The organism is Halomonas sp. EF61 (assembly GCF_040147045.1).
Classification (GTDB): Bacteria; Pseudomonadota; Gammaproteobacteria; order Pseudomonadales; family Halomonadaceae; genus Halomonas; species Halomonas litopenaei.
This window is the reverse complement of sequence record NZ_JAMSHM010000001.1, coordinates 1265137-1286099: the sequence shown is the minus strand read 5'-3', so window position 1 is coordinate 1286099 and position 20963 is coordinate 1265137. Positions and strand designations below refer to the sequence as shown.

Below are 20963 nucleotides of genomic sequence, written 5' to 3'. Positions count from 1 at the left end.
TGTCAGGCCTGGGTCGTCATCTGGGCGAAGGCTTTCTCGGCAGCGTCCAGGGTCACCTGGATATCCTCCGGCGTGTGTGCACTGGACATGAAGCCAGCCTCGTAGGCCGACGGCGCCAGGTAGACTCCCTGCTCGAGCATGGCGGTGAAGAAACGGCGGAAGGCATCGGCGTCACAGGCGGTGGCCTGGGCAAAGTTCTCGACGCTGCTCTGGGCGGTGAAGAATACCCCGAACATCCCTCCCACGCGCTGGGTGATCATGTCGATACCAGCCTCGCGTGCCCGGCTTTCAAGCCCGTTGCACAGGGTCTCGACACGCTGCGCCAGGGCCTTGTGAAAGCCCGGCTCTTTCAGCTTGGTCAGCAGTGCCACCCCCGCCGCCATGGCCAGCGGATTACCGGCCAGGGTGCCGGCCTGGTACACCGGCCCCAGCGGCGATAGTTCGCTCATGATCTCGCGGCTGCCACCGAAGGCACCCACCGGCATGCCGCCACCGACGATCTTGCCGAGACAGGTCAGATCCGGGGTCACGCCGAAGTGCGCCTGGGCGCCCCCCAGGGCGACACGGAAACCGGTCATCACCTCGTCGAAGATCAGCACGCTCTGGTGGCGGTCACAGACCTGGCGCAGGGTCTTGAGGAAGTCGGCGCTCGGCGGGATGCAGTTCATGTTGCCGGCCACCGGCTCGACGATGATGCAGGCGATCTGACTGCCGATCTCCTCGAAACAGCGCTCCACCTCGTCGATGTCATTGTAGGACAGCGTGATGGTATGTTCGGCCAGAGCGGCAGGCACCCCGGGAGAACTGGGCTCACCGTGAGTCAGCGCGCCGGACCCCGCCTTGACCAGCAGCGAATCGCTGTGGCCATGGTAGTTGCCCTCGAACTTGACGATCTTGTCCCGCCCGGTAAAACCACGGGCCAGGCGAATCGCCGACATGGTCGCCTCGGTGCCCGAGTTGGTCATGCGCACCATCTCGATGCTCGGGATGATCTCGCAGATCAGCTCCGCCATGGTGGTCTCGACCGCGGTCGGGGTACCGAAGGACAGGCCCTTGTCGAGGCGCTCGCGCACCGCGCCCAGCACGTCGGGATCGGCATGGCCGGTGATCATCGGTCCCCAGGAGCCCACGTAGTCGACGTAGCGCTTTCCTTCGACATCGAAAAGGTAGGCGCCCTTTGCGCTCTCCATGAACACCGGCGGACGATGCAGCCCCTTGAACGCGCGCACCGGTGAGTTGACGCCACCGGGAATGTGCCGACAGGCCTGTTCGAAGAGCTCAGCGGATGTGGTCATGGCAACCTCTTTGCCCAAAAGTGAAATTCAATCATCGATGCCACAGACATCGATTCAGCGCGACACCGCCTGTGGATAACCCTGTGGAGGGCATGGGATAACCCGGTGAATTGGGCGCCAATACCTTCCAACAGGGGCTGATCGGGGTCTCTCATGCCGACTGCCGTGTCGCCATCATACCTTGACCTCGTCCGGCGAAAAGCGCGGCGTCGGCATTTTCCACAGCCGGCGAGGCAACGACTGCCCCTGGCCGGGCGTCCAGCCATGGGCCAGCGCCTGCCAGGCAAACACCTGAGCCTGCTCACAAGCCTGCACCAGACTTTCTCCCGCCGCCAGTCGCGTAGCCACGGCAGCGGCCAGGGTACAACCGGAACCATGGAAGGTCGCCGGCAAGCGGGGCCAGGTCCACTGACGATCGCTGTCCGGAGTATGCAGGGTATGGGCGACACGCCCCTTGGCCGTCTGGCCCTGGGGATCATCGGTGCCGGTCACCAGCACCGCCTGGCAGCCCTGGTGCATCAGACTGACACAGCGCTCGGTATCATCCTGGTAGTCGAGCCCGGCCAGGCGTGCCAGTTCGTCGCGATTGGGGGTCAGGATATCGACCCTCGGCAGCAGACGCTCGAAGTAGGCGTCGATCAGCTCCTGGGTCGCAAGCGGTGATCCGCCCCCCGCCTTGAGCACCGGATCGGCAACCACCGGCACACCGGGCCGGCGGCGCACCACATCGACCACCGCGTCCAGCGCCTCGAGGTCGGCGATCAAACCGATCTTGATCGCCGCGATCGGCAGGCTCTCCAGCGCTGCGGCCGCCTGGCGAATGGTCGAGGCCGGCACCGGGTGAACCGCCTGGACGTCGACGAGGTCCTGTACCGTCAGTGCGGTAGGCACGGTCAGCGCCCAGCCTCCGCAGGCGGCCACGCTCTCGGCATCGGCCACCAGGCCGGCACCGCCGGTCGGGTCATGCCCGGCCAGCACCAGCACCATCGGCAGGTGGGGCGAAGTCGAAGGACTCAGGCTATTCAAAAGGGTTTCACCACGGCCAGAATCACGATAGCCACCAGTGCCAGCACCGGCAGTTCATTGAACACACGAAAGAAGGTGGCACTGCGACGGCAACGATCCTCGGCCAGCTGCTTCAGGTAGATCAGGCAGACATGGTGATAGGCCACCAGCGCCACCACCAGCGCCAGCTTGGCGTGCAGCCAGCCCTGGCTCATCAGGGCCGGGTTCAACCACACCAGCAGTGCCCCCAGCAGCAATACCGCCACCATCGAAGGTGTCATGATGCCGCGATAGAGCTTGCGTTCCATCACCATGAAGGTATCCATGCTGGCGTACTCGCCCTTGTCCCGGGCCATGGCGTGGTACACGTAGAGCCGTGGCAGATAGAACATGGCGGCGAACCAGGTCACGATCGACATCAGGTGAAAGGCTTTTATCCACAGATACATGGCGACTCCTCAGGCTGTGGATGGATCAGACAGGCGGTAGTACCGCTCAATGGCATCCCGAGTGATGATACCGGAAATTCGCTTCTGCTTCGGTCGATAGCCGTGTTCCACGTAGAGTCCATCCACCTTGCTTTCGTTCAGCACGTTCAGCGCCTCGGTCAGGGTCGCCTGCAAGTGGATGGCCACCAGGTCCAGTCGCTGGCCGGGGATTTCCAGCAGGTCCAGCAACGCCTCCTTGTCTTCATCGGGGCTGGCCGCCGCTGGTGACACCGGCGGTGGCGAGCGATCGACGTTCTTGCCCGCGATGACATCCGCCTGGCCACCGGGGGCGCCCCCCTTGTCCATCAACACGTCCATGGCGGCATTGTCTTCGCTGGCTTCGCGTTGATCTTCCGGCGCCGCCTGCGCCGCCTTGTGTTCCTGTTTCTCCCGCTGTTCCTGCTGCTCATGCTCCTGTTGTTCGAGCAGATAACGCGCCAGGTCGGCCGCCTTCAGCGCCAGGGTCGGCTTGTCGTCGGTGGAACGTTCGATGATGATCCACACCGGTTTGGCCTCGAGCAATGCCCGAGCCTGGGTCTCCGAGATCCGTCGCCTGGTGCGCACCAGGCTGCGCTCCATCACCGCCGGCACCGACACCCGCGACAACGCCTGCATCAACGGTTGCTGGAGGGGGTGCAGACCATGGCGTTTGACGCTGATAAAGAAGCCGTCACAGCGACACAGCTGGCGCGCGGTCAGGCAGGACACCACCACCGCCAGCATGCCCGGCAACAGAATATGGGGCATATGGGTCAGTTCGAGCAGGGCCATCAGCGCCGCCAGCGGCGCCTGCAGCACCGCCCCCATCATCGCCGCCATGCCGATCATCGCGAATAGCCCAGGGTCTGCGGCCTTGTCCGGCCACATCCAGCCCCCGGCAATGCCGAACAGCGCCCCGGCGGCCGCGCCGACCACCAGCACCGGGCCGATGATGCTCACCGGCACCCCGCAGCCTACCGCGAAGGCAGTCAGCAGCAGCTTGCCCAGCACCAGCGCCATCAGAATATCCAGCGTCAAACGATTGAACAGCGCATCGGACAGGCTGTCGTAGCCGATGCCCTGGACCTGGGGGTAGCACCAGGCCAGCAGCGCCGCCAGGGCACCGACCAGTGCCAGGCGCCACCACAGCGGCAGGCTGGCGATGCGCTCCGAGCGCGAGACATGGATGAACAGACCCGCCAGCAGACCGATACCGAAGGCCATGGCGGCGATCCAGTAGATATTGAACAGCGAGCCCATGGACAGATCGGGAACCGCGAAGGCAGGGTCGGCGCCATAGACCAGCTGGGAGACCAGGGCTCCCATGCAGGCCGCCAGGATGACCGGCATGAAGCCAACGATGGTGTATTCCATCATCACCACCTCCATGGCGAAGATGACCCCGGCGATGGGCGTATTGAAGGAGGCGGCGATACCTGCCGCGGTGCCGCAGGCCACCAGCACCCGCAGGCTGTTGTGGGGCAGGCGCAGCAGTTGGCCGAGGCCACTGGAGGCGGCGGCGCCCAGGTGGATCGCCGGGCCTTCGCGCCCGGCAGATAGCCCCCCGACCACCGACACCACCCCCACCCACCACTGGTTCAACCAGTTGCGCAGCGGAAAGCGGCCCTGGTGATAGGTCAGGCGTTCGATCACATGGCTGACGCCGATCTTGCGGGCAGCCAGTGGCTGACGCCATAGCAGCACACCAATCACCGTCACCGCGATGATCGGCAGCACCATGCGCAGGCCGGTAGACAACTGCTCGAAGGCTTCGGGATCGTCGTAGGGCATCACCAGCATGGCGCCGACCATCAACGCCAGCCGGAAGACCACCATCAGACTGCCGGTGATCAGCCCCGTCACCACCCCCAGCACGCACAGTTGCGGCAAGGCGTCGACGCTCGCCAGCTGGCGACGGAAGGCATCAAGACTGAGATCGGGCAGGCGCATGGAGGTGTGGGTCGCTTCCTTGAGAGCGAAGGGTCGAGTCCCTGACGCAAGATGAAAGGCAGGCTTACCTTAGGTGACTATCTCTTGTGTATCATAGAACGTGACTTGGCACCCAGGCCGCCGTCATCGTCGTCTCTCGGAACCCCCATCGCCTGGCCCGAGAATCTCCAGGCAGGCCTGTGGCCAGGCCATTCGGCTCGCCTTGCGGGCGGCCACATTTCCATGGCAATGCGCTGAAACAGCAAAGTGCAAAGGAGCGTTACGTGATCAAGGTTGGAATCGTCGGCGGCACCGGTTACACCGGCGTCGAACTGCTCAGGCTGCTGGCGCGCCACCCCGAGGTGGAGGTGGACGCGATCACCTCACGAAGCGAAGCCGGCCTCGGCGTGGCCGAACTCTATCCCAACCTGCGAGGTCACTACGACGAGCTGCGCTTTTCCGAGCCTGACCCGGAGCGCCTGGCGCGCTGCGATGCGGTGTTCTTCGCCACGCCCCACGGCGTCGCCCACGCGCTGGCCGGCGACCTGCTGGAGCGAGGCACCCGGGTGATCGATCTGTCAGCCGATTTCCGCCTGCGCGACGCCGGCGTCTGGGCCGACTGGTACGGCCAGCCTCACGGCGCCCCGGGTCTGCTCGAGGAAGCCGTCTACGGCCTGCCCGAGGTCAGCCGCGATCAGATTCGCCAGGCCCGCCTGATCGCCGTCCCCGGCTGCTATCCCACCGCGGTGCAGCTTGGCTTTCTGCCGCTGCTGGAAGCCGGGCTGATCGACGCCGACCACCTGATCGCCGACTGCAAGTCCGGCGTCACCGGTGCCGGCCGTGGCGCCAAGGTGCCCTCGCTGCTCGCCGAGGCCAGTGAATCGATGAAGGCCTACGGCGCCTCCGGCCATCGTCATCTGCCGGAAATTCGCCAGGGGCTCGGCGACGCCGCCGGGGGTGAGGTCGGGCTAACCTTCGTGCCCCACCTGACGCCGATGATCCGCGGCATCCATGCCACTCTGTACGGGCGCCTGACCGGCGACCCCGGTGATCTCCAGCGTCTGTTCGAAGACCGCTTCGCCAACGAGCCCTTCGTCGACGTGATGCCCGCCGGCAGCCACCCCGAGACCCGTAGCGTCAAGGGCGCCAACCTTTGCCGCATCGCCGTACATCGCCCCGGCAACAGCGACACCGTGGTGGTGCTGGCCGTCATCGACAACCTGGTCAAGGGTGCCTCCGGCCAGGCCATCCACGCCCTCAATCTGATGTTCGACTTCGACGAGACCGCTGGTCTCGACGCCCCGGCGATGATGCCCTGAGGTCTATCCCCCCGCTTGCTGCGGGGGGATGTCGACGTACCAGGCGCTTTACCTCCGAGGAAAAGTTGACCCTTTTACTCTGGCTTGGGGATAATGACCGATGCGGTCGACGTCGGCTGATCGGCGACATCGACCGCTTTGACCCTGTTTCTCGACCCCGGGAGCTCTCATGAGCGGTGCCGAATCCTTTGTCCCCACCCCGCTACTGCTGTCCGACAACGCCCAGCGCCGACTCAAGGCACTGATGGCCGAAGACGGCGCCAGCAACATCGCCCTGCGCGTCTATGTCACGGGAGGCGGCTGCTCGGGATTTCAGTACGGCTTCGACGTGGCCGACGGCGTCAACGACGACGACACCGAGATTTCCTTCGGCGATGTCTCGCTGGTGGTCGACCCGCTGTCCTACCAGTACCTGGTCGGCTCCACCATCGACTATGAGGAAGGCCTGGCCGGCGCACGCTTTCTGGTGCAGAACCCCAACGCCACCACCACCTGTGGTTGCGGCGCCTCCTTTATGGTGTAGCGACCTTGCTGCGCGTCAGCCGACGCGACAGCAACACGCCTTTCCAGATAGCGCTTGATACAGCCCTTGATGCCACCCTCGACGCAGCCTCCCGGCTGCGTCTTGCATTGTGTTGTGGCGCCGCCAGCGTTGGCCCAGCGGATTCTCCCCCAACTTGACCCCTTCCCCGCAACTCGCCATGGTAGTTGAGGATTTCACAATAACGTCAACTGGGGAAAATCATGAAAACCGCCCTTACTTCTGCCGCTCTTACCTCCGCCCTGCTCACCTTCGGTGTCATCGGCAGCGCTCAGGCCGAGACCCTGAACGTGGCCACCGACCCGAGCTTCGTGCCGTTCGAGATGATGGACCAGGAATCCGGCGAAATGGTCGGCTTCGACATGGACATCATTGCCGAGCTGGCCGAGCGTGCCGGTTTCGAATACGAACTGCGCACCATGGACTTCAACGGCATCATTCCCGCCGTCCAGACCGGTAACGTCGACATCGCCATCGCCGGTATCACCATCACCGACGAACGTGCCGAGATCGTCGACTTCTCCGACCCCTACTACGACAGCGGTCTGAAGATCCTGGTCAACGCCGACGAAGAAGGCGTCAGCGAGATCGATGACCTGTCCGGTATGCGTATCGGCACCAAGATCGGCTCCACCAGCTATGACTTCCTCCAGGAAAACCTGGGCGAGGACGCCGAGATCACCCCCTATCCGGGCACCAGCGACATGTACATGGCCCTGCTCGGCGGCAGCGTCGATGCCGCCTTCTACGACGCCCCCAACGTCGGCTACTTCTCCCAGACCCGTGGCGAAGGCAAGGTCAAGGTCGTTGGTCCGCTGTACGAAGGCCAGCAGTACGGCATCGTCTTCGTCAAGGGCAGCGAGTGGGTAGAGCCGGTCAACGAGGCCCTGGCGGCGATGAAGGAAGACGGCACCTACGACGAGATCCACGCCAAGTGGTTTGGTTCCACCAGCGAGTGATCGCAGTCCATAGCGACCTGGGCAACCGACCTGGGATTCATGGGGGCCGGTACACGACCGGCCCCCTTGGTGTTACCCGGACGTCACCCCGAGGCACTGTCTCGACCCCGGCATCAAGGCCTTTCGCCTTGTCCTGATTTCACGTGCATGACGGAGACCCACTCGTGGACGTCAACTTCCAATTCGACTGGTCGGCGGCGCTGTCCTCCATCCCCCAGCTGCTGACCGGCATCCCCTATACCCTGCTGATTTCCTTCGGCGGTCTGGCCATCGGCTTTGTCATCGGCATCATCTTCGGCCTGTTGCGCATTTCCCCGAGCGCCTGGCTGCGTGTTCCCGCCGTGGCCTACATCGAAATCTTCCGCGGCACCCCGGTACTGGTACAGGTGCTGTTCATCTTCTATGGCCTGCCGAGCATCCTTGGTGGCCCCATCGATGCGGTCACCGCAGGTATCGCTGCCATCGCCGTCAACTCCGGCGCCTACATCTCGGAGATCGTTCGCGGTGGTGTGCAGTCCATCGAGCGCGGCCAGCGCGAGGCCGGCCTGTCGCTGGGCCTGTCCCGCCGCCAGACCTTCCGCTACATCATCTGGCCCCAGTCCTTCCGCCGCATGATCCCGGCGCTGGGCAACCAGGCCATTATCAGCATCAAGGACACCTCGCTGTTCGCCGTCATCGGCGTGGGCGAGCTGGTGCGCCAGGGCCAGATCTACATCGCCACCACCTTCACCGCCCTAGAGGTCTATCTGATGGTGGCGCTGCTCTATCTTGCCATCACCCTTTCCTTGTCCTTCGCCCTGCGCATGCTCGAGCGCAAGGGCCTGGTGGGCCAGTGAGGTGCAACATCCCATGGAAAATTCCGACATGAACCCAGCCTCTCACGCCCAGGGCGAGCCCATCGTCCGTATCGACAAACTCAACAAGCACTTCGGTTCGCTGCACGTGCTCAAGAACATCGACCTTGAGGTGGCCCAGGGCGAAGTGGTGGTCGTCATCGGCGCCAGTGGCTCCGGCAAGTCGACCCTGATCCGCTGCGTCAATGGCCTGGAAGAATTCCAGCAGGGCGCCCTCAGGGTCGACGGCAACGACCTCAAGCCCGACGGCAAGGCCAGCCAGGCGCTGCAGACCATCCGCACCGAGGTCGGCATGGTGTTCCAGCAGTTCAACCTGTTCCCTCACCTCAGCGTGCGTGACAACGTCACCCTGGCCCCGATGAAGGTGCGCGGCGAAAGCCGTGACAAGGCCGAGGCCACCGCGGAACGGCTGCTCGATCGGGTAGGCATCAAGGACCAGGCCGACAAGTACCCGACCCAGCTCTCCGGCGGTCAGCAGCAGCGCGTGGCGCTGGCCCGCGCACTGGCCATGGAGCCCCGTCTGATGCTGTTCGACGAGCCCACCTCGGCGCTGGACCCGGAGATGATCGGTGAGGTGCTCGACGCCATGCGTGAGCTCGCCAGAGAAGGCATGACGATGATGATCGTGACCCACGAGATGGGCTTCGCCCGGGAGGTCGCCGACCGCGTGATCTACATCCACAAGGGTGAGATCGTCGAGCAGGGCAAGCCCGAAGAAGTCTTCGACAATCCGCAGAATGAACGTACCCAGAGCTTCCTGGCGCGGGTGCTCAAGCACTGAAAAAACCGCCCGTTCGAGCCTCTCAAACGCCCTGTCGAGTCATCGACAGGGCGTTTTTTTGGCTTTTTGGGGCTGTGGACAAGATTTTTCACATTTGGCTGCAAAGCCCACTGCCACGGGGGCTGTGGGCAAGTCGGCGAGTTGTTCACCGTCGCGGTGACAACCGCCCCCGAGCTCGGTGGATAACTGGTGGAAGCCGAGGCCTGTGGGCAAGTCGTGATTGTGTCCACAGGCAGATAACACGCCATCAAACGCTGGTACGTCCCTTGTCCAACAAAGGATCAACATTGTATATATTTGTTTTTTGTAGGTTTAAATGGTTTTTCCACAGAAAGTGTCCACACCAGTAGTTACAACCACTACAGAACTTCCTTTCTTATTCTTTTATTTTTTTATAGGTAGGTAAGTGAAGCTCCTGCCTGACAGACGGGGTGTGGAAAACCCTGACGTTTACCCACAGGAGGGTTTATACTGGCGGGCTATTTTTCGTACGAACCCAATATCCAGACCGCTGGCGCGCTGCGCCGAACGAGGTGAACCTTGGAGTATCCCGACCGCTTTGACGTCATCGTCATCGGCGGTGGCCATGCTGGAACGGAAGCTGCCCTGGCCTCTGCCCGCATGGGTTGCCAGACCCTGCTGTTGACCCACAACATCGAGACCCTGGGCCAGATGTCCTGCAATCCCGCCATCGGCGGGATCGGCAAGAGTCATCTGGTCAAGGAAATCGACGCCCTCGGCGGCGCCATGGGATTGGCGACGGACCTGGGCGGGATCCAGTTTCGCGTGCTCAACGCCCGCAAGGGCCCCGCGGTACGGGCGACCCGTGCCCAGGCCGATCGTGTGCGCTACAAGGCCGCGATTCGTGGCATGCTGGAAAACCAGTCGAACCTGACGCTGTTCCAGCAGGCCGCCGGCGACCTGATTGTCGACCAGGACACCGTGCGCGGCGTGGTCACCGAGACCGGACTGCGATTCCTGGCCGAAACCGTGGTGCTGTGCACCGGCACCTTCCTCGGCGGGGTGATCCACATCGGGCTGGACAACAGCCGTGGTGGTCGTGCCGGGGATCCGCCCTCCAACGCCCTGGCCGAGCGTCTGCGCGCCTTGCCGTTTCGGGTCGATCGCCTGAAGACCGGCACCCCGCCGCGCATCGATGCCAAGAGCGTCGACTTCTCGCGCCTCGAGGAACAGCCGGGCGACAGTCCGACTCCGGTGATGTCCTACCTGGGATCACGGGACATGCATCCGCGTCAGGTCAGCTGCCACATCGCCCATACCAACGAGCGCACCCACGAGATCATCTTCGACAATCTCGATCGCTCGCCGATGTTCTCCGGGGTGATCGAAGGGGTCGGGCCGCGCTACTGCCCGTCCATCGAAGACAAGGTCCACCGCTTCGCCGACAAGACCAGCCACCAGGTGTTCGTCGAGCCGGAGGGTCTGGATACCCATGAGCTATACCCAAATGGTATTTCGACCTCCTTGCCCTTCGACGTGCAGCTCAAGGTGGTGCGCTCCATCGAAGGTCTCGAGCGGGCCCATATCACCCGTCCGGGCTACGCCATCGAGTACGACTTCTTCGATCCGCGGGACCTGAAGCACTCGCTGGAAACCAAATTTATCCACAACCTGTTTTTCGCCGGCCAGATCAACGGCACCACCGGCTACGAGGAAGCGGGGGCCCAGGGCCTGCTCGCCGGGCTCAACGCCGCGCGTCGCGCCAAGGCGCTCGACGCCTGGTGTCCGCGCCGCGACGAGGCCTACCTCGGGGTGCTGGTGGATGACCTGATCACCCTGGGCACCAAGGAGCCCTACCGGATGTTCACCTCCCGCGCCGAGTACCGGCTGTTGCTGCGTGAGGACAACGCCGACATGCGCCTGACCGAACACGGTCGCGCACTGGGGCTGGTGGACGATGAGCGCTGGGCACGGTTCAGCGACAAGCGTGAAGCGGTGGAGCGCGAGAGCGCCCGGCTCAAGGCGACCTGGGTGCAGCCCGGGACCGATGCCGCCGCCACCATCGAGCAAATCACCGGCAAGCCTCTGGCCCGCGAGTACAGCCTGATGGACCTGCTCAAGCGCCCGGAACTCGGCTATGCCGACGTGGCTGCGGCCAAGGGTGAGCCGGTGAGCGACGAGACGGTCGCCGAACAGGTCCAGATCCAGGCCAAGTACCAGGGCTACATCGATCGTCAGCAGGACGAGATCGACAAGCTCAAGCGTCACGAGTCCATGGCCCTGCCGACCGATCTCGACTACAGCCGAGTCGAGGGGCTGTCCCACGAGATTCGCCAGAAGCTCGCCGAGGCGCGCCCGGAGACCCTGGCCCAGGCCGGGCGGATCAGCGGGGTGACCCCGGCGGCAGTATCGATCCTGCTGATTCACCTCAAGAAACGCCGGTTGCTCGATGATCGCGAGGTAGCCAGCGGATGAGTCAGGCGATGTCCCCGGCCCTGCAGCAGCGACTGCACGAGCGCTTGAGCGAGGGCCTTGCCGCCCTCGAGATCACGGCCACCGCCGCCCAGCTTGACCAGCTTCTGGCCCTGGTGGGTCTGTTGCACAAGTGGAACCGGGCCTATAACCTCACGGCGGTACGCGATCCGCTGGACATGGTCTCTCGCCACGTGCTCGACAGCGCCGCGGTGCTGCCCTGGGTCAAGGGCCCACGGGTGCTCGACGTGGGCGCGGGGCCTGGCCTGCCCGGCCTGGTGCTGGCGATCCTCAACCCCGAGCTCGACGTCAGTCTGCTCGACAGCAACGGCAAGAAGGTACGCTTTCAGCGTCAGGCGGTGATGGAACTTGGGCTTGCCCGGGTGACCCCGATCCAGGCGCGAGTGGAAGCCTATACCCCGGCCGACGGCGGGTTCGATCAACTGATCTCGCGGGCCTTTGCCAGCCTCGAGGACTTCGTCGAGCTGACCCGGCCGCTGCTGGCGCCCCACGGCCAGTGGCTGGCGATGAAAGGGCCGGCGGTGGACGGCGAGCTCGAACGCCTGGAGGACGACGTGCGCTGTGTCTCGCGCCATGCGTTGAGGGTGCCGTACGAGTCAGCGGGTCGAGAACTGGTTATGCTGGAACCCGAGGCCGGGGGCCGCTAGGCTCGGGCTTGGGGTTCGGTTTCACGATTTTGCCGCCACCAGCCACCCGAGAATTTCCACGCAAGGATGACGTCGTGACCAAAATCATCGCCTTGACCAACCAGAAGGGTGGGGTCGGCAAGACCACCTCTGCCGTCAACCTGGCCGCCAGTCTGGCGTCGCTGGATCGCCGCGTACTGCTGGTCGATCTCGATCCCCAGGGCCACGCCACCATGGGCAGTGGTGTCGACAAGCACAGCCTCGAGGGCAGCGTGCTCGACGTCATCCTGGGCGACAAGCGCCCGGTGGAGGTCATCCTCGACTGCCCCGAGGCGGGCTACGCCTTGCTGCCGGGCAATGGCGACCTGACCGCCGCCGAGGTCGAGCTGCTCGATCGTGGTGAAGGCCGCGAGCGGGCGCTGGCCAAGGCGCTGGACGAAGTCGCCGGCGAGTACGACGTGGTGATGATCGACTGCCCACCGTCGCTGAACATGCTCACCGTCAATGCGCTGACCGCCGCCGATGGGGTACTGATACCGCTGCAGTGCGAGTTCTATGCCCTGGAAGGCCTGTCGGCGCTGCTCGACACCGTCGAGCAGATCAAGGACAGCGTGAATCCGGGCCTCGAGATCTTCGGGATCCTGCGCACCATGTTCGACGCCCGCAACAGCCTGACCCGGGACGTCAGCAAGCAGCTGCGGGACTACTTCGGCGATGCCCTGCTCAAGACCACCATTCCACGCAACGTGCGGGTTGCCGAGGCGCCGAGTCACGGCCTGCCGGTGACCAAGTACGCACGCTTCTCGCGGGGCAGCCAGGCCCACCGGGTGCTGGCCAAGGAACTGATTCGTCGGCTGTCGCTGTAGCCCCGGCCAGGGTGGCAAGGGCCAGCAGTGTCGAATTTTTGAGCGTGCTGTGATGAGGATGAATCGATGACGCGCAAACGCGCCCTGGGACGAGGACTGGATGCGTTGATCGGGGCAGGTGCCCGCCGCCGCGAGAGCCTCGATCTGCCCGAGGTGGATGCCGAGCTGACGACCGACGGAGACGAAGACGCCACGGTGGTGCCGCCTCCCGCGCCGGAGGAACGTCTGGAGCGCCTGCCGCTGGGCCAGCTCAGCCGTGGACGCTACCAGCCAAGGCGCGATATCCAGCCCGAGGCGCTGGAGGAGCTGGCCGACTCGATCCGCGCCCAGGGCGTGATGCAGCCCATCGTGGTGCGTCCGATCGGTCCCGACCGCTATGAAATCATCGCCGGTGAACGCCGCTGGCGGGCCTCCCAGCTGGCCGAACTGGACGTCATCCCGGCGGTGATCCGCGAGGTGACCGACGAGGTGGCCCTGGCGCTGGCACTGATCGAGAACATCCAGCGCGAGAACCTCAACCCGGTGGAGGAAGCGCTGGCGCTCAAGCGTCTGCTCGACGAATTCGAACTGACCCAGCAGCAGGTCGCCGACGCCGTGGGCCGTTCGCGTACCCAGGTGACCAACCTGCTGCGCCTGCTGGCGCTGGACCCCGAGGTGCAGACGCTGCTCGAACGCGGTGACCTGGACATGGGCCATGCCCGCGCCCTGTTGACCCTGCCGGCGGCCAAGCAGCGCAAGGCGGCCCACGAGGTGGTCAACAAGGACCTGACCGTGCGCGCCACCGAGGCGCTGGTCAAGCAACTGGCCAATGGCAAGCCAAAGGCCGCCAAGACTGCGCCGAATCAGGACGTGGCCCGGCTGGAGACCCGTCTGGCAGATCTGCTCGGCGCCCCGGTCAAGATCAGCCACGGCAAGGCTGGCAAGGGCAAGGTCACCATCCAGTACTCGAGCCTCGATGAGCTCGACGGCATCCTGGGCCACATCCGCTGAGTGGCGACGACCAGAGACAGCGACCGGGTTGCGCGTATCAGCGCAGTAAACCACTTAGGTCGCTAATCACTTTAGCGGCCTTTTCTCCGCATTTGGTCGTAAGCCAGCGCGAAGTGACGACAAATCGTCACGTCTTTGGTTGAAGCCGTTAGGGGGCTTCCCTATAATCGCGCCGGAGTCTGCCGGTGGTCTGTCGCCGGCGGTCACGATGGATGACGAGTTCGCGCCAAGAGGCGCGTCGGGAGAGACACTTGGCGGCCAGGATCCAACGACCCCAGGTGCAGCGCCTGCTGATGGCACAGCTCGCTGTGCTGGCGCTGACCAGCGTCGCGGCGGCTGGCATCGACGGTATCTCCGGCGCTTCCTCGGCGGCCCTGGGCGGGCTGGTGGCCTTTTTGCCCAATGTGTTCTTTGCCTGGTGTGTGTTCCGGGCGCAGGGCGCGCGCTACTCCAAGGCCATCGTCAACAATTTCTATCGTGCGGAAGCCGGCAAGTTCGGTTTGACGGCGGCGCTGTTCACCCTGGTGTTCATCGCAGTGCCTCCCTCAAACCCGACTTTTTTCTTTGGCGCTTATGTGGTGACGCTGTTCGTTCATTGGCTGGGGCCCTGGCTGGTGAAACGACCGTCGCACACCTGACAACGAGGCAGACATGGCAGGCACGAATCCGACTCCGACGGAATATATCCAGCACCACCTGCAGAACCTGACCTTCGGGCTGCACCCGGACAATGGCTGGTCGATCGCCCATTCCGCCCAGGAAGCTTCCGACATGGGCTTCTGGGCCGTTCACCTCGATACCCTCGGCTGGTCCGTCGGTCTCGGTCTGATCTTCCTGTGGCTGTTCAAGAAGGCGGCCAACACCGCTACCACCGGCGTGCCTGGTGCGCTGCAGAACTTTGTCGAGCTGATGGTCGAGTTCGTCGACAACTCGGTCAAGGACACCTTCCACGGCAAGAGCAAGCTGATCGCGCCGCTGGCGCTGACCATATTCTGCTGGGTCTTCCTGATGAACCTGATGGACCTGGTGCCGGTGGACTTCCTGCCGCTGCTGGCGGCCAAGATCGGCGCCCTGTTCGGCGCGGACCCGGCCCACGTCTACTTCAAGGTGGTACCGACCACCGACGTCAATGCCACCCTCGGCATGGCGCTGTCCGTGTTCGGCCTGATCATCTTCTACACCATTCGTGCCAAGGGCTTCTCCGGCTTCATTGGTGAGCTGACCCTGCACCCGTTCAACTCACCCAACAAGCTGGTCCAGGCGCTGTTCATCCCGGTCAACTTCCTGCTCGAGACCGTGACCCTGATCGCCAAGCCGATCTCCCTGGCCCTGCGACTGTTCGGCAACCTCTACGCCGGTGAGCTGATCTTCATCCTGATCGCGATGATCGGCCTGTGGCAGCTGCCGCTGCACTTCACCTGGGCGGTGTTCCATATCCTGGTCATCACCCTGCAGGCCTTCATCTTCATGATGCTGACCATCGTCTACATGAGCATGGCGGTGGAGAAGCACTGACGGTTTCGCTTCAACCCTAAACCCTTAACCCTAACCCACTGATAAACCTTAGTTTCAACTAAAAACTGGAGAGACCACCATGGAAGCACAAGTTCTGGGTATGACCGCCATCGCCGTGTCCCTGCTGATCGGCCTGGGTGCACTCGGCACCGCCATCGGCTTCGGTATCCTCGGCGGCAAGTTCCTGGAAGGCGCTGCACGTCAGCCGGAAATGGTTCCGATGCTGCAGGTCAAGATGTTCATCGTCGCCGGCCTGCTGGACGCCGTGACCATGATCGGTGTTGGTATCGCGCTGTTCTTCACCTTCGCTAACCCGTTTGTCGGTTAATGTCCGACCGCTCGTCCCGAGCCGTCGATCCGTTAACCCCAAACCCGTAACGCGAGAGGTGCTGGCGTGAACCTGAACCTTACCCTAGTCGGCCAGGCTATCGCCTTTGCGTTCTTCGTCTGGTTCTGCATGAAGTTTATATGGCCGCCGGTCATGCAAGCTCTGCAGGAACGCCAGAAGAAGATCGCCGATGGTCTGGATGCTGCCAGCCGTGCGGCGCGTGATCTCGAGGTGGCCGAGAAAGAGGCCGACGAGACCCTGCGCAAGAGCAAGCAAGAGGCGGCCGAGATCCTGGAACAGGCCCAGAAACAGGCCAACCAGAAGCTCGAGCAGGCACGCGAAGACGCCCGCCTTGAAGGCGAGCGCATGATTGCCAAGGCCAAGTCCGAGATCGAGCAGGAAGTGGCACGCGCGAAGGAAGACCTGCGCGCACAGGTGTCCCGTCTGGCGGTCCTGGGCGCTGAGCGAATCCTGGAGTCCTCCATCGACGAGAAGCAGCACGCTGCCATCGTCGACAAACTCGCCAAAGAGCTCTGAGGAGGTGCCCCATGGCGGAAACGTCAACTATCGCTCGCCCGTACGCCAAGGCTGCCTTTGAGCACGCCGTGGCCAAGGACGCGCTCGACGAATGGTCCGGCATGCTGGCCAGGGTCGCGCAGGTCGTCGGCGACGACGACATGCGCGCCCGGGTGCTCGGCAATCCCAAGCTGTCCAGCGCACAGAAGGCTGATGTTGTCGTCGACGTCTGTGGTGACGCCGTCAATGACGACCTCAAGAACTTCGTTCGCCTGGTCGGCCAGAAGGGTCGCCTGGCGGCGCTCGGCGCCATCGCCGAGCAGTTCGAGGTGCTCAAGGCCCAGCAGGAAAAGCGGGTAGAGGTGGAAATCGTTTCTGCCTTCCCGCTGGCCGAAGCCCAGGAACAATCGCTCGCGAGTGCACTGGCCAAGCGTCTGAACCGCGAAATCTCCATTACCACTCAGGTGGACAAGACGCTCCTGGGCGGCGTGATCCTGCGTGCCGGCGACACCGTCATCGACGGTTCGGTACGTGGTCGATTGAACCGCCTCCAGGAAGCCCTTTCCGCCTGAGTCTGAGGGACATGGCATGCAGCAACTGAATCCTTCCGAGATCAGCGACATCATCAAGCAGCGTATCGAGAAGCTTGACGTCGCATCCGAAGCCCGTAATCAGGGCACGATCGTCAGCGTATCTGACGGTATCGTGCAGATTCACGGCCTCGCCGACGCAATGTTCGGTGAGATGATCGAATTCCCCGGCGGCATCTTCGGGATGACCCTGAACCTCGAGCGCGACAACGTCGGTGCCGTGGTTCTGGGTGATTACCTGCAGCTGGAAGAGGGCATGACTGCCCAGTGTACCGGTCGCATCCTCGAGGTGCCGGTGGGTCCCGAACTGCGCGGCCGTGTGGTCGACGCCCTCGGTAACCCCATCGACGGCAAGGGCGACCTGGGCACCAAGGAAACCGACGCGGTCGAGAAGGTCGCACCTGGCGTCATCACTCGTCAGTCCGTCGACGAGCCGATCCAGACCGGTTTCAAGTCCATCGATGCCATGGTGCCGATCGGCCGCGGTCAGCGTGAGCTGATCATCGGCGACCGTCAGATCGGTAAGTCGGCGATCGCCATCGACGCGATCATCAACCAGAAGGGCACCGGCGTCACCTGTGTCTACGTGGCCATCGGTCAGAAGCAGTCGACCATCGCCAACGTGGTGCGCAAGCTCGAAGAGCACGGCGCCATGGAGCACACCATCGTGGTCGCCGCCGGCGCCGCCGATCCGGCCCCGATGCAGTTCCTCGCCGCCTACTCCGGCTGCACCATGGGCGAGTACTTCCGCGACCGCGGTGAAGACGCGCTGATCGTCTATGACGATCTGTCCAAGCAGGCCGTGGCCTACCGCCAGGTGTCCCTGCTGCTGCGTCGTCCGCCGGGCCGTGAAGCCTTCCCTGGCGACGTCTTCTACCTCCACTCCCGTCTGCTCGAGCGTGCCGCGCGTGTCAACGCCGACTACGTCGAGAAGTTCACCAACGGTGAAGTGAAGGGCAAGACCGGCTCGCTGACCGCACTGCCGATCATCGAGACCCAGGCCGGCGACGTGTCTGCCTTCGTTCCGACCAACGTGATCTCGATCACCGACGGTCAGATCTTCCTCGAGACCGACCTGTTCAACTCAGGCATCCGCCCGGCCATCAACGCCGGTCTGTCGGTGTCTCGTGTGGGTGGCTCGGCACAGACCAAGATCATCAAGAAGCTCGGCGGCAGCGTGCGTCTGGCTCTGGCCCAGTACCGCGAGCTCGCGGCCTTCTCCCAGTTCGCCTCCGACCTGGACGAAGCCACCCGCAAGCAGCTCGAGCACGGTCAGCGCGTCACCGAGCTGATGAAGCAGAAGCAGTACTCGCCGATGTCGGTTGCCGAGATGGCGATCTCCCTGTTTGCCGCCAACGAAGGCTTCCTGGACGACGTCGACGTCAACAAGGTGCTGGACTTCGAACATGCACTCCACGAGTACATGAAGTCCGAGCACGGCGAGTTGCTCGACAAGATCAACGAGTCTGGCGACTACAACGACGAGATCAAGGACGGCCTGAAGCAGGGTCTCGAGAAGTTCAAGTCCTCTCAGAGCTGGTAAACGTCCACTGGCCCGCCGCAAGGCGGGCCAGGTGGTCGAACAGGATTCTGAGGGTCACCGAACAAGGGTAGATCGCCATGGCAGTCGGAAAAGAGATTCGCACGCAGATTGCGAGCATCAAGAACACGCAGAAGATCACCAATGCGATGCAGATGGTGGCGGCGTCGAAGATGCGCAAGACCCAGGAACGGATGTCGGCGAGCAAGCCTTACGCCGAACAGATCCGTCACGTGGTGGGTCATCTCGCCCAGGCCAACCCGGAATACAAGCATCCGTGGATGGAAGAGCGTGAGGCCAAGCGCGTCGGTTACATCGTCGTCTCCAGCGATCGTGGTCTCTGTGGCGGCTTGAACGTCAACCTGTTCAAGGCGACGGTCAAGGACGCTCAGGCGTGGCACGAGAAGGGCGCCGAGCTCGACTTCTGTGCCCTCGGCAGCAAGGCCAGCAGCTTCTTCCGCAAGTATGGGGGAAGCCTGGTCGCCGCCAAGAGTGGCCTGGGGGAAACGCCGAGTCTTGATGATCTGATCGGCAGCGTGAAGGTGATGCTGGATGCCTACGATGAAGGCAAGCTGGATCGTCTTTACGTGGTGCACAACGAATTCGTCAATACCATGACCCAGAAGCCGGTCGTCCGTCAGCTGCTACCGCTGACCGAGGACACCGCCCAGGTCGAGGAAGACGACGAGAACAAGCGTCCCAGCAGCTGGGACTACCTGTATGAGCCGGATGCCAAGGCGCTGCTCGACAGCCTGCTCGTGCGCTACGTTGAAGCGCAGGTGTATCAGGCGGTGGTCGAGAACACAGCGTGCGAGCAGGCGGCACGCATGGTTGCCATGAAGAGCGCGACCGACAACGCGGGCAATCTGATCGACGATCTGGAGCTGGTGTACAACAAGGCCCGTCAGGCGGCCATTACCCAGGAAATCTCCGAGATCGTTGGCGGTGCCGCCGCTGTTTAAGGCATGCAGGTTTCATTTGCAGGTATTAGAGAGGAACCAAGATGAGCGGACGTATCGTACAAATCATCGGCGCGGTGATTGACGTAGAGTTTCCGCGGGACGATGTTCCCAAGGTCTACGACGCGCTGAAGGTCACCGAAAAGGAGACCATCCTCGAAGTCCAGCAGCAGCTGGGCGACGGCGTGGTGCGCTGCATCGCCATGGGCTCGACCGAAGGGCTCAAGCGCGGCATGAACACCGATAACACCGGCGCGGCCATCTCCGTCCCGGTCGGCCAGGAAACCCTGGGCCGCATCATGAACGTGCTCGGCGAGCCGATCGACGAAGCCGGTGAGATCGGCGAGCAGGAGCGCATGCCGATCCACCGCGAGGCTCCGGGCTACGCCGACCAGGCCGCCACCAACGAGCTGCTCGAGACCGGCATCAAGGTCATCGACCTGGTGTGCCCGTTCGCCAAGGGCGGCAAGGTCGGTCTGTTCGGCGGTGCCGGTGTCGGCAAGACCGTCAACATGATGGAGCTGATCCGTAACATCGCCACCGAGCACAGCGGTTACTCCGTGTTCGCCGGTGTCGGTGAGCGTACTCGTGAAGGTAACGACTTCTACCACGAGATGCAGGAGTCCAACGTTCTCGACAAGGTGGCACTGGTCTACGGCCAGATGAACGAGCCGCCCGGGAACCGCCTGCGTGTGGCCCTGACCGGTCTGACCATCGCCGAGAAGTTCCGTGACGAAGGTCGTGACGTACTGTTGTTCGTCGACAACATCTACCGTTACACCCTGGCCGGTACCGAGGTGTCCGCACTGCTGGGCCGTATGCCGTCCGCGGTGGGTTACCAGCCGACCCTGGCCGAGGAGATGGGCGTTCTGCAGGAGCGTATCACCTCCACCAAGACCGGCTCGATCACCTCCGTACAGGCCGTCTACGTGCCCGCGGATGACTTGACCGACCCGTCTCCGGCGACCACCTTCTCGCACCTGGACGCCACCGTGGTACTGGCGCGTTCCATCGCCGAGCTGGGTATCTATCCGGCCATCGACCCGCTGGACTCCACCTCTCGCCAGCTTGATCCGCTGGTGGTGGGCGACGAGCACTACAACGTCGCGCGCGGTGTTCAGGGCGTGCTCCAGCGCTACAAGGAGCTCAAGGACATCATCGCCATCCTGGGTATGGACGAGCTGTCCGACGAAGACAAGCAGATCGTGGCACGTGCGCGTAAGATCCAGCGCTTCCTGTCACAGCCGTTCTTCGTTGCCGAGGTGTTCACCGGCTCTCCCGGCAAGTACGTGTCGCTGAAGGAGACCATCCGTGGTTTCCAGGGCATCCTGGACGGCGAGTACGACGAGCTGCCCGAGCAGGCCTTCTACATGGTCGGCACCATCGACGAGGCCGTCGAGAAAGCCAACCAGATGAAGTAATCCCTCTA

At 63.5% G+C, this 20963-nt stretch carries 21 protein-coding genes; 17 read left to right on the top strand and 4 right to left on the bottom strand.

Features of this window, described 5'->3' with window-relative positions; genetic code table 11:
• Positions 1-2: 2 nt before the first annotated feature.
• From hemL to NFI08_RS05575, 4 genes are all read right to left on the bottom strand, one after another.
• Positions 3-1295, bottom strand: a complete 1293-nt coding sequence (gene hemL / locus NFI08_RS05590) for a glutamate-1-semialdehyde 2,1-aminomutase (RefSeq protein ID WP_045992727.1) — start codon at positions 1293-1295, stop codon at positions 3-5.
• 174 nt (positions 1296-1469) lie between these two features.
• Positions 1470-2282 (bottom strand): bifunctional hydroxymethylpyrimidine kinase/phosphomethylpyrimidine kinase, encoded by an 813-nt coding sequence (gene thiD, locus NFI08_RS05585; RefSeq protein ID WP_108449583.1) that lies wholly within the window; start codon positions 2280-2282, stop codon positions 1470-1472.
• A gap of 35 nt (positions 2283-2317) precedes the next feature.
• On the bottom strand, positions 2318-2749 hold the full coding sequence (hemJ, locus tag NFI08_RS05580) for a protoporphyrinogen oxidase HemJ (RefSeq protein WP_045992725.1): 432 nt from the start codon (positions 2747-2749) through the stop codon (positions 2318-2320).
• 9 nt (positions 2750-2758) lie between these two features.
• Positions 2759-4717, bottom strand: a complete 1959-nt coding sequence (locus NFI08_RS05575) for a chloride channel protein (protein ID WP_349587863.1) — start codon at positions 4715-4717, stop codon at positions 2759-2761.
• 263 nt (positions 4718-4980) lie between these two features.
• On the opposite strand from NFI08_RS05575, the gene argC reads away from it, so the two are divergent.
• The 17 genes from argC to atpD all read left to right on the top strand — a co-directional run bounded on the left by argC (position 4981) and on the right by atpD (position 20955).
• Entirely contained in the window at positions 4981-6015 is a 1035-nt protein-coding gene (argC, locus tag NFI08_RS05570; RefSeq protein WP_045992723.1) for an N-acetyl-gamma-glutamyl-phosphate reductase, read from the top strand.
• A 169-nt stretch (positions 6016-6184) separates the two neighbouring features.
• Positions 6185-6538, top strand: coding sequence for an iron-sulfur cluster insertion protein ErpA (erpA, locus tag NFI08_RS05565; RefSeq protein ID WP_045992722.1), 354 nt, complete (start codon positions 6185-6187; stop codon positions 6536-6538).
• Positions 6539-6759: 221 nt separating this feature from the next.
• A complete protein-coding gene (locus NFI08_RS05560) occupies positions 6760-7515 on the top strand; it encodes a transporter substrate-binding domain-containing protein (RefSeq protein ID WP_045992721.1) in 756 nt (251 codons plus the stop codon).
• A gap of 164 nt (positions 7516-7679) precedes the next feature.
• Positions 7680-8351: an amino acid ABC transporter permease gene (locus NFI08_RS05555; protein WP_045992720.1), complete on the top strand. Its 672-nt coding sequence runs from the start codon at positions 7680-7682 to the stop codon at positions 8349-8351.
• A gap of 28 nt (positions 8352-8379) precedes the next feature.
• Positions 8380-9150 carry an amino acid ABC transporter ATP-binding protein gene (locus NFI08_RS05550; protein WP_045992719.1) on the top strand — a complete coding sequence of 257 codons (771 nt, stop codon included), beginning with the start codon at positions 8380-8382 and terminating at the stop codon, positions 9148-9150.
• A gap of 540 nt (positions 9151-9690) precedes the next feature.
• The gene (gene mnmG / locus NFI08_RS05545; RefSeq protein ID WP_349587856.1) at positions 9691-11586 is read left to right on the top strand and encodes a tRNA uridine-5-carboxymethylaminomethyl(34) synthesis enzyme MnmG; all 1896 of its coding nucleotides are present in this window, start codon (positions 9691-9693) and stop codon (positions 11584-11586) included.
• 8 nt (positions 11587-11594) lie between these two features.
• On the top strand, positions 11595-12251 hold the full coding sequence (rsmG, locus tag NFI08_RS05540) for a 16S rRNA (guanine(527)-N(7))-methyltransferase RsmG (protein ID WP_260425357.1): 657 nt from the start codon (positions 11595-11597) through the stop codon (positions 12249-12251).
• A 74-nt stretch (positions 12252-12325) separates the two neighbouring features.
• On the top strand, positions 12326-13096 hold the full coding sequence (locus NFI08_RS05535) for a ParA family protein (RefSeq protein ID WP_045992716.1): 771 nt from the start codon (positions 12326-12328) through the stop codon (positions 13094-13096).
• Between the two features lie 66 nt (positions 13097-13162).
• Positions 13163-14086, top strand: coding sequence for a ParB/RepB/Spo0J family partition protein (locus tag NFI08_RS05530; RefSeq protein ID WP_045992715.1), 924 nt, complete (start codon positions 13163-13165; stop codon positions 14084-14086).
• A gap of 278 nt (positions 14087-14364) precedes the next feature.
• The gene (locus NFI08_RS05525) at positions 14365-14724 is read left to right on the top strand and encodes an ATP synthase subunit I (protein ID WP_231498561.1); all 360 of its coding nucleotides are present in this window, start codon (positions 14365-14367) and stop codon (positions 14722-14724) included.
• Positions 14725-14737: 13 nt separating this feature from the next.
• Complete coding sequence (gene atpB / locus NFI08_RS05520; RefSeq protein ID WP_045992713.1) at positions 14738-15601, top strand: F0F1 ATP synthase subunit A; 864 nt, start codon at positions 14738-14740, stop codon at positions 15599-15601.
• Between the two features lie 79 nt (positions 15602-15680).
• Positions 15681-15929 carry a F0F1 ATP synthase subunit C gene (gene atpE, locus NFI08_RS05515; protein ID WP_045992712.1) on the top strand — a complete coding sequence of 83 codons (249 nt, stop codon included), beginning with the start codon at positions 15681-15683 and terminating at the stop codon, positions 15927-15929.
• A gap of 66 nt (positions 15930-15995) precedes the next feature.
• Entirely contained in the window at positions 15996-16466 is a 471-nt protein-coding gene (locus tag NFI08_RS05510; protein ID WP_045992711.1) for a F0F1 ATP synthase subunit B, read from the top strand.
• Between the two features lie 11 nt (positions 16467-16477).
• Complete coding sequence (locus tag NFI08_RS05505) at positions 16478-17017, top strand: F0F1 ATP synthase subunit delta (protein WP_045992710.1); 540 nt, start codon at positions 16478-16480, stop codon at positions 17015-17017.
• Positions 17018-17033: 16 nt separating this feature from the next.
• The gene (gene atpA / locus NFI08_RS05500; protein WP_045992709.1) at positions 17034-18578 is read left to right on the top strand and encodes a F0F1 ATP synthase subunit alpha; all 1545 of its coding nucleotides are present in this window, start codon (positions 17034-17036) and stop codon (positions 18576-18578) included.
• A 77-nt stretch (positions 18579-18655) separates the two neighbouring features.
• Positions 18656-19537 (top strand): F0F1 ATP synthase subunit gamma, encoded by an 882-nt coding sequence (gene atpG / locus NFI08_RS05495; RefSeq protein WP_349587849.1) that lies wholly within the window; start codon positions 18656-18658, stop codon positions 19535-19537.
• 41 nt (positions 19538-19578) lie between these two features.
• Positions 19579-20955 (top strand): F0F1 ATP synthase subunit beta, encoded by a 1377-nt coding sequence (gene atpD, locus NFI08_RS05490; RefSeq protein WP_045992707.1) that lies wholly within the window; start codon positions 19579-19581, stop codon positions 20953-20955.
• Positions 20956-20963: the final 8 nt, after the last annotated feature.